4 protein-coding genes are annotated in these 6,000 nt (G+C 61.4%); 3 read left to right on the top strand and 1 reads right to left on the bottom strand.

All coding sequences use genetic code 11. The features are described 5' to 3' along the window. Nucleotides 1–180 precede the first annotated feature (180 nt). On the bottom strand, nt 181–2,991 hold the full coding sequence (locus tag IAE77_RS02545; protein WP_294221344.1) for a PVC-type heme-binding CxxCH protein: 2,811 nt from the start codon (nt 2,989–2,991) through the stop codon (nt 181–183). Nucleotides 2,992–3,114: 123 nt separating this feature from the next. Between IAE77_RS02545 and IAE77_RS02540 the strand changes: the two genes are divergently transcribed. Genes IAE77_RS02540 through IAE77_RS02530 form a run of 3 tightly spaced genes read left to right on the top strand, consistent with a single transcriptional unit; the run spans nt 3,115 to nt 5,952 of the window. After that, a complete protein-coding gene (locus IAE77_RS02540; RefSeq protein ID WP_294221341.1) occupies nt 3,115–3,318 on the top strand; it encodes a hypothetical protein in 204 nt (67 codons plus the stop codon). 6 nt (nt 3,319–3,324) lie between these two features. Further along, the gene (locus IAE77_RS02535) at nt 3,325–3,738 is read left to right on the top strand and encodes a type II toxin-antitoxin system VapC family toxin (protein ID WP_345780955.1); all 414 of its coding nucleotides are present in this window, start codon (nt 3,325–3,327) and stop codon (nt 3,736–3,738) included. Between the two features lie 21 nt (nt 3,739–3,759). Then, nucleotides 3,760–5,952 (top strand): trypsin-like peptidase domain-containing protein, encoded by a 2,193-nt coding sequence (locus IAE77_RS02530; protein WP_294221335.1) that lies wholly within the window; start codon nt 3,760–3,762, stop codon nt 5,950–5,952. The last annotated feature ends 48 nt before the right edge of the window (nt 5,953–6,000 follow it).

Below are 6,000 nucleotides of genomic sequence, written 5' to 3'. Positions count from 1 at the left end.
GTGTGTAGCCAGGAGGCAACGGCTGGGTGGCTCCAGGATGCTGTGGCTGCTGCGGATTGCCGGGCTGGGTCGGGTTCATAACGGTAAAAAGCTGGTATTGAGTCAGATTACACGGCGTCGAGGTGTTTCGACAAGGTGAAATTCACAGGCGCGGGCTGCTGCAAACGGGGAATTCCGGGATCACTTCGGCATCTCCACCTGCCCTTCGCCCATGAGGTAGGCGATGAGGTTGAGGACGTTTTCTTCGCCGAGGGCGGTGAGGAGGCCTTCGGGCATCAAACTTTGCGCCATTTGCTCTTGTTTGACGATCTGGGTGCGTTCGAGCGTGAGGCGCTCGGCGGGGGTTTGGATGGTGAGGGTGCGCTCGGTTTGCTCGGGGACGACGCCGCTGAGGGTGCGGCCGTCTTTGAGGTGGAAGATGCTCACGCGGAAGTCGGCGGGCACGACGGCGCTGGGGTCGAGGATGTTTTCGAGGAGGTATTTGAGGTTGCGGCGGTCGCTGCCGGTGAGTTCGGGGCCGATGGCTCCGCCCTGGCCATACATCTTGTGACAGGCTCCGCACGCGGCGGTGAACATGAGTCGGCCTTTCGACTTGTCGGCCTTCGCGAGGGCTGCGGGCTTCAAAACGGCTTCCCACTTGGCGAACTCGGCTTTTTTGGCCTCCGGCGTGTCGCGGATCTCGCCCCAGGCTTCGGTGAGGAGTTTGGTGATGGCTTCATCGCCGAGATTGCGGATCTGGCGGGCTTGGAAGGGCGAAATGGCCGCGGCGGGCACTTTCCCGGCCTTCACGGCTTCGAGCAAAACCTTCGCGTAGGAGGCGCGGGAGGTCAGCGTGGCCACGGTGGCCGCCTGCTGCTCCTGACTGCGCTCCGGCCACGAGCCGGTGAGCTGCTTCGGAATGCTCGGATCGTCGTAAGCTGCCAAAGCACTGCGAGCGACGGTGCCGAGCACCTTGTCGTTGATGAGCGTGCGGATGACCGCGAGCAATTCGGGCTTCGTCGTGCGTGTGAGGCTCTTGAAGGCGTTCAATCGCGCGTTGGCATCGCCATCCGCGTTTTTGACGAGGACGATGAGGTCTTCGATGGCGCGACCGCTGCCGAAGAGGGCGGAGAGGGTTTGTATTGTAGTCCCGGCTTTAGCCGGTTCTGAGCCGCCTGAAGGCGGGACTACAGTGCGAAGAAGCTCATCCCATCCCTTCGGCTTCTTCGCGCTGCTAAACCCCTCCAACCCCGCGGCCATGCCGGCGAGCACATCGCCGCGCACGTCGGCGCGTTCGGTCATGAGCGCGACGAGCGCATCGACGGCCTCGGGCTTGTCCTCGATCATTTCGGCGATGCGGCGGGCGACGAGGCGGCGCACGGTGGGGATTTTTGCCTCGCGGATGAGCTCCACACCCTTCATCGGCTCCGCCGCCACCGCCGGCTCGATGCCATACCAGATCATGAGCGGCTGCTGACGGTCGTTGGCGTCTTCTTCGTGCTTCGCGAGTGCGGTGGCGATGGGCCAGCGGGCTTCTAATTTGTGTAAACGCAAAGAGGAGGCTAGGTGAAGTCTGTCCAAACCATCTTTGCTTTCTGCAAGCACACTGGACGGCATTGGTTTCAGAGATGGCTTGATTTTGGTGCCACGTTCACTCTGCTGTTGAATCGCCATGCGGCTCCACCAGTTATTCGACCGCAAGACCAGAGCGTCCAACTCCTCATCCTTCATCGCAGCCACGTTGATCGGCTCCGCCTTCTTCGGCTCCCCATACACGATCTTGTAAATCCGCCCGCTGCTGCGGTGCACGCCGTCGTTGTCGTGGCATTCGCCGCTGTCGCTCCAGTCGGCGACGAAGACGTTGCCGTCGGGGCCGGTGAGGAGGTCGATGCCGCGGAACCATTTGTCTTTGGCCTTCATGAAATCAGGCGCGTGCTTGCCGACGTAGCCGCAGCCTTCACGATGCAGCGTGTCCATGTTGATGCGGTTGCCGTGCAGGTTGCAGGTGAGGACGGCACCGTGGTATTTCTCCGGCCAGAGGCCGCCTTGATAGATGAGCATGCCGACGTGGGCGTGGCCGCCGCCGAGCGAGTCGGTCTTGCCGGTGACGCCGAGCTTGCGGATGTCGCTCCAGGTTTCGGCACCGGCATCCCAGTGAAAGTGGTCGGCGGTCTGCTCGATGACTTCATAGACGTGCGGATTGAGGTGCGTGCCGAACATGCGGCGGTAGTAGGCGCCGGGAATGCCATGCCAGAGGTGGCCGATGACGGTGTTGATCCAGAAAAGCTCGCCCTCGGCATTCCAATCGTGGCCCCAGGAGTTCGTGCCGCCGTGGCAGACGACTTCAAAGACCTTTCGCGTGGGATGGTAGCGCCAGATGCCGCAGTTGATCTTCACGCGCTTTTCCAGCGGCGTGCCGGGTGCGCCGACGGCGGAGGTGTCGGTGATGCCGTGGCGGCCGTAAAGCCAGCCATCGGGGCCCCAGCGCAGGCCGTTGACGATGTTGTGGCCGATGGTCTTCACGTTGAAGCCATCGAGCAACACCTCGGGCTCGCCATCGGGTGTGTCGTCGCCGTTTTTATCGGCAATGAAGCTGAGCGTGCCGTTGTGCAGCACCCAAGCGCCGCCGTAGCCGGTCTCCACGCTGGTGAGGTAGCTGCCGCCTTCCCAGAAGACCTTGCGGCCGTCGTGTTTGCCATCTCCGTCCTTGTCTTCGAGGATGATGACGCGGTCGCGCAGCTTCGTGTCCCAGCGGATGGGATTTTCGGCGTAGGTGTAGTTTTCCGCGACCCACAGTCGCCCTTTCGCATCCCACGCCATGGCGATGGGCTGGCGCACATCCGGCTCCGCGGCAAAGACGAGGCATTTGAAGCCCGGCGGCAGCTCCATCGTGGCCGCAGCCTCCTCGGCGGACATGGGCGCGCCTTTTTCGGTGTCGTAGATGGCGGGGAAGTCGGCGGCTAAGAGCGAAGGGCTAAGAGCGAAGAGACAAAGAGCGGCGCGGAGAGTCATGGGAGGGGAGAGACTTAAACCGCTGATCAAACACGAATCTGACGCCAAGAGGCAAGTTTCATCAGCGGAATGGCCCGAGAAATGACGGTTGGCAAAGCGGACTCGAGGAATACACTCTGCGTCATGCAAGCAACTGAATCCATTCCCGAAGTCCCTGTGGACGAGGATCTCGCTCGTGCCCGACGCAAACAAGCGGCGGTGATCGCATTGATCCGCAAGACGGGCCGGAACGGACGCCAGACATTCGGGACCATGCAGGACACCCCGGAAGCTCGCGAAGCCTGGGCACTGGGAGAAGCCTGGAGGAAGGCGCAAACCTATCCTTAACCCGGCATGTTCGTCCTCGATACGAATCACCTGCGGGAGCTTTGCTATGAGTCTTCCGTGGGTCGTCGTTTGAGATCGCGAATCGAAAATGAGCCTGTCGTGACCACCATCGTCACCGTGGAGGAGGGATGTCGCGGCTGGCTGGCGAAAATCGCTTCCTATCGCGAACCCGGACAGCAGGTCTGGGCGTATGGTGAGCTGGAAAAACTGCTCACGCTGACGGCGAGCTTTGTGCGGCTCCCTTGGGACGATGAGGAGGCCAAGCGTCTCCAAGCCTTTCGTGAGCAAGGCATCCGTATCGGCACCATGGACCTGAAAATAGCCTGCATTGCCATGGAATATGACCCGATCTTGCTCACTCGAAACCGGGCCGACTTCGAAAAAGTCCCCGGCCTGCGATTTGAAAACTGGCTGGACTGAATCTCGCTCTCCTCTTTGCCCATGAACCGCCTTCTGCTCCTCCTTTCCATATCTTCCATGTGTTTCGTGGTCGAAGCAGCCCCGAAGGCCAAAACCACCGCCGATCTCGCCGAAACCATCGCGCCTTCCCTGGTGAAGATCACCCAACTGGGGCGGGACGGCACGGATGGCATCGGTTCCGGCTTTGTCGTGAGCGCGGACGGCTTGATCGCGACGAATCTTCACGTGATCGGCGAGGCACGACGGCTCCAGATCGAGATGAGCGATGGCAAAACGCATGTCGTCACCTCCGTCCACGCCACGGATGCCCAGCACGACCTCGCCTTGCTCAAAATCGATGCCAAGGGACTCAAGCCGTTGCCGCTGGGCGATGCGAAAAGTGTGCGTCAGGGCGAGAACGTGGTGGCCATGGGCGCTCCCGAAGGTCTGGCTTTCAGCATCGTGCAGGGGGTTCTTTCGGCGACGCGAGAGATCGATGGCAACACCATGCTGCAGGTGGCGATCCCGATCGAGAAAGGCAACAGCGGCGGCCCCTTGCTCGACATGCAAGGGCGGGTGCTGGGCATCCTCACCCTGAAGCACATCAAGACGGACAACCTCGGTTTTGCCATGCCGGTCGATGACTTGAAGGAGCTGATCGAGAAGCCGAATCCCGTGCCGATGAATCGCTGGCTGACGATTGGTGTGCTGAATCCGAAGCTGTGGAAGCTGCACCTTGGCTCGCAGTGGTCCCAGCATGCCGGCGTGATCCACGCCGACCTTCCAGGTGATGGTTTTGGCGGCCGTGCGCTGTGCTTCTCCACGCAGAAGGTGCCGGATGACACCTTCGAAGTCGCCGCAACGGTGAAGCTGGATGACGAAAGCGGCGCTGCGGGTCTCGTCTTTTGTTCCGACGGCGGAGACAAGCATTACGGTTTTTATCCCTCCGGCGGCAAACTGCGCCTGACACGCTTCGATGGACCGGATGTTTACTCCTGGACGATCCTGGCCGACATGCCCAGCGACGCCTACAAACCGGGTGACTGGAATGCGCTGCGTGTGCGGGTGGAGCCGGAAAAGATCACCTGCTTTGTGAATGGAAAGAAGGTCATCGAGACCGATGACGCCGGACTGCGCGGTGGCGTGGCCGGCTTGTGCAAATTCCGCACCACCGTGGCCGACTTTTGTGGCTTTCGCATCGGCACGGATCTCACCGAAAAACCGCTGGAGCCGGAACTGGCCTCGAAATTCCGCAGCGAGATCGAATCCCACCTGGCACAGGCGTCCACTCGCGACCAGACGCTCGACAAGCTGCTGGAAAATCCGACAGCGGGTCGTCGTGTGCTCTCCGAGCAGCGCAAACGGCTCGAAGAAGAGGCCGCCAAGTTGCGGGAACTGGAGCGCGAACTGCATCGCCGTGCGATGACGAAGGAAATCCTGGCGGAACTCGAAAAGCCCGAGCCGGAGATCAATCTGCTGCGCTGCACGCTTCTTCTCGCCCGTCACGACAATCCTGAGATCGACGTGGCGTCCTACTTGAACGCGTTCAAGGGCCTCGTGGCGGACTTGAAGGACGATCCCGAGATCAAGAAGGGCACGATGACTGCGGTCAAACGGCTCAACCGCTATCTCTTTGAGGAGAACGGCTTCCACGGCAGCCGTGGCGACTACGAGAACCGCAGCAACAGCTACATGAACGAGGTGCTCGACGATCGTGAGGGGCTGCCAATCTCCCTCAGCGTGCTGTACGTCGAGCTTGCCTCGAAGCTGGGCATCCAGGGCGTTTTTGGCGTGCCGCTGCCCGGCAAGTTCATGGTCGGCTATCGCGACGGCCCGGAAGGCGAGCTGCAGCTCATCGATGTGTTTGAGCGCGGCAAGGAGCTGACCGTGGAACAAGCGGCGCTGCAATTGAGTGACACCGGCGATTTTCCCGAGGGGGCGCTCGTGGCGGCCAAGAAACGCGACATCCTGCTGCGGATGCTGCGCAACCTGCTGGGATCGGCCTTTGATGAGACGCGCTCCATCCGCGATTCGCTGCCTTATCTCGACCTTGTTCTTGCGATCGATCCCAAGTCAGCGGCCGAGCGTCTGACCCGGGCGCAAATGCGTCAGCGCCTCGGCGAAAAGGCGGCGGCGCGAGACGATGTGAGCTGGCTTATCGACAACTTTCCCGAAGATGGCCCGCCCGAGCTGATGCAGCAGCTCGATCTCTGGATGCAATCGCTGCGGGAGTAGGCCGCGTTTGAAAACGTCGGGTAGAAACGATTGAGGGCGAGAAGTGGC

It is taken from the genome of Prosthecobacter sp. (assembly GCF_014879935.1).
In the GTDB taxonomy this organism is placed as follows: domain Bacteria; phylum Verrucomicrobiota; class Verrucomicrobiia; order Verrucomicrobiales; family Verrucomicrobiaceae; genus Prosthecobacter.
This window is presented reverse-complemented; position numbering and strand designations above follow the sequence as displayed.